Source organism: Pseudomonas atagonensis (assembly GCF_011369485.1).
Taxonomy (GTDB): Bacteria; Pseudomonadota; Gammaproteobacteria; order Pseudomonadales; family Pseudomonadaceae; genus Aquipseudomonas; species Aquipseudomonas atagonensis.
Map to the genome: position 1 here is coordinate 2,834 of NZ_VXCA01000038.1, position 2,972 is coordinate 5,805.

Annotated in this window: 3 protein-coding genes and 1 pseudogene; 2 read left to right on the top strand and 2 right to left on the bottom strand. The window is 63.3% G+C overall.

Annotation, left to right across the window (positions count from 1 at the left end):
* Positions 1 to 647, top strand: a pseudogene (locus F2P67_RS27850) (aconitase family protein); the annotation flags it as partial.
* Positions 644 to 1,258, top strand: a complete 615-nt coding sequence (gene leuD / locus F2P67_RS24820) for a 3-isopropylmalate dehydratase small subunit (RefSeq protein WP_166225023.1) — start codon at positions 644 to 646, stop codon at positions 1,256 to 1,258. The pseudogene F2P67_RS27850 and the gene leuD, both read left to right, overlap by 4 nt.
* A gap of 76 nt (positions 1,259 to 1,334) precedes the next feature.
* Here leuD and F2P67_RS24825 read toward each other — a convergent pair whose 3' ends face one another.
* On the bottom strand, positions 1,335 to 2,285 hold the full coding sequence (locus F2P67_RS24825; RefSeq protein WP_166225029.1) for a LysR substrate-binding domain-containing protein: 951 nt from the start codon (positions 2,283 to 2,285) through the stop codon (positions 1,335 to 1,337).
* Between the two features lie 24 nt (positions 2,286 to 2,309).
* On the bottom strand, positions 2,310 to 2,972 hold a 663-nt coding region (locus F2P67_RS24830), incomplete at its 5' end, for an alpha/beta fold hydrolase (protein WP_166225026.1).

Consider the following 2,972-nt stretch of genomic DNA (forward strand, 5'->3'; position numbering starts at 1 on the left):
GCACCTGCAGGCGAGTTGTGGGAACGCGGTCTGGAACAGTGGCGCGAGTTGCGCAGTGACCCCGGCGCGGTGTTCGACCGGGAAATCCATCTCGACGCCAGCCAACTGGAACCGATGGTCACCTGGGGCACCAGCCCGGACCAAGCCGTCGTTATCGGCGCACGGGTGCCGGACCCGCAATCGGTCAGCGATCCGATCCTGCGTCAGGACATGCGCCGCGCCCTCAATTACATGGGGCTGGAGGCCGGGATGGCGCTCAGCGATATCGTCATCAGCCATGCATTCATCGGATCGTGCACCAACGCGCGGATCGAGGACTTACGCGATGCCGCCAGTGTCGTGCGTGGCCAGCATGTGGCCAGCCATGTGCGGGCGATGATCGTCCCCGGCTCCAGCGAAGTGCGCGCCCGGGCGGAGGAGGAAGGTCTGGCGCAGATTTTCATCGACGCCGGGTTTGAATGGCGCCAGTCCGGCTGCTCGATGTGTCTGGCGATGAACGACGACGTGCTGGCCGCCGGCGACCGCTGCGCCNNGAAGGCCGTCAGGGCGCCGGCGCGCGCACTCACCTGATGAGCCCGGCGATGGTCGCCGCCGCCGCGATCAGCGGTCGACTCACTGACATCCGGCACTTTGGAGAACGCTCATGAGCCTGCAACCCTTTACTCAGGTCAGCGGTCAGGCGGCGCCCCTGCTGGCGGCCAACGTCGACACCGATGTGATCATGCCCAAGCAGTTTCTCAAGGGCATTGATCGTCAGGGGCTGGATCGCGGGTTGTTCTTCGATCTTCGGTTCTTGTCCGACGGCACGCCCGACCCGCAATTCGTGTTGAACCGCCCGGCCTGGCAAGGCGCAGGTTTTCTGGTGGTCGGGCCGAACTTCGGTTGTGGTTCGAGCCGTGAGCACGCGGTGTGGGGGCTGCAACAGATGGGCATTCGCGCGTTGATCGGCAGTAGTTTTGCGGGGATCTTCTTTGATAACTGCCAGCGCAACGGTGTGTTGTTGATCACGCTTGCGCAGGCGCAAGTGCAGCGGATCGGAGAGCTTGTCAGCCAGCCTGAAACCGCGCGAATCAGCGTCGACCTTGAGGCGCAGCAGATCGGTCTGGCCGATGGCTCAGTGATTGATTTTCAGATCGATGCCTTGCGCAAAACCGCGTTGCTGCTGGGGCTGGATGCCATCGGCAGTACCCTGCAGCGACGCGCGCAGATCGAGGCGTTCGAACGTGAGCATCTGGCGAACAATCCCTGGTTAGCCTGAACGCTTGACGAAATGTGGGAGCGGGCTTNNTTCGCGAGCAAGCTCGTCCCCACAAAGGAAGTTTGTGATGTCCGGGCTACAGGGACAGATCCCGGAAATGCTCCTGCAAAAACTCCACGCACGCGCGCAGTTTTCCCGAATGCGCCAGTCGTGTCGGGTACACCGCCCAGACATTCGCGCTCTGACTGTAATCGTTGAGCACCTGCACCAGCCGTCCTTGGGCGAGCAACGGTTGCACATCCCACAGTGAGCGCAGCAGCACGCCGCGGCCATCCAGCGCCCATTGCAGCACGATCTCGCCGTTGTTCGACGACAGCGGCCCGCTGACCCGCACGTTTTCCTGAGCGCCGTCCCGATCCAGATTCCAGATGCCAAAGGCGTTGTCGCGCTCCTTGATCACCAGGCAGTCGTGTTGTTGCAAGTCGTCCAGCGATTGCGGAGTGCCACGGCGCTGCAGGTAGTCGGGCGCCGCGCACAGCACTCGACGGTTGCTCACCAGACGCCGACCGATGTGCTGCCCGGGAAGGTCGTCGCCCACGCGAATTTCCAGATCGAAGCCTTCGTTGACGATGTCCACCACCCGGTCGAACAGGTCCAGACGAATCGCAAGATCCGGGTAGCGCTCGGCCAGTAACGACACCGCCGGCGCTACATGATTGCGGCCGAAACCGAAACTGCTGCAAATGTGCAGCCGCCCGCGCGGGCTGTCGTGGGCATCGCTGAGTTCGTCGTGCAGTTGCTGGAAGTCATCGAGAATGCGCAACGCCCAGCGCTGTACGCGTTCGCCGTCCTCGGTCAGGGACACGCGACGACTGGTGCGGTGCAGCAAGCGCGTGCCGAGGGTGGTTTCGAGGATCTGGATGCGTTTGCTCACGTAGGCCGGGGACAGGCCCAGCTCATCGGCGGCAGCGGCAAAGCCGTTCTTGCGAATCACCGTGAGCAACACACGCAGGTCTTCGGGCAGGGGCACGGAGGCTTTGTTCGGGGACATGTCAAAACGCGCACTGGCGACAGGAGCCGCCAGCATAGCATCGGTGTTCAAGTGGCTGGATCAGCGCAGAAACGCCAGGGCTTCGGCGAGCAACTGTTCAGGGACTTCTTCGGCAAGGTAATGGCCGGCGGGCAGAGCCTGGCCGCTGACGTTCGAAGCGACTTGCTGCCACTCGCGCAGCGGGTCGAAGCAGCGTCCGACCGTGCCTTCGGCGCCCCAGAGCACGCGCAATGGCAGTTGCAAATGATGGGCTGCATCGATGTCGGCGCGGTCGTGCTGCAGGTCGATGTCGGCGCTGGCCCGGTAATCTTCGCAAATAGCCCGCGCACTGCCCGGTTGTTGCAGGCAGCGCAGGTATTCGCCGAAAGCTTCGTCGGTGAACGGTTTGAGTCCGGCGCTGCGACTGCCCATCACGCTGCGCAGATAGGCTTCGGGATTGGCTTCGATCAGGGTTTCCGGCAGCGGTGCCGGACGGATCAGAAAGAACCAGTGCCAGTAGGCGCGAGCAAAAGCCTCGTTGGTCTGCGCGTACATCGCGAGGGTCGGGGCGATGTCCAGCAGCATCATGCGTTGCACGGTGGCGGGGTGATCGAGGGCGAGGCGGTGCGCGACCCGCGCGCCACGGTCGTGGGCGAGGATCGAGAACTGCTCGAAGCCCAGCGCTTTCATCAGTTCGACGTTGTCCCGGGCCATTTCGCGTTTTGAATAATTGAGGTGCAAACC

What these genes read in the sequence shown, in the direction of transcription:
- leuD (WP_166225023.1), top strand. Translation starts at nt 644, where the DNA reads ATGAGCCTGCAACCCTTTACTCAGGTCAGCGGTCAGGCGGCGCCCCTG.
- F2P67_RS24825 (WP_166225029.1), bottom strand. Translation starts at nt 2,285, where the DNA reads ATGCTGGCGGCTCCTGTCGCCAGTGCGCGTTTTGACATGTCCCCGAAC.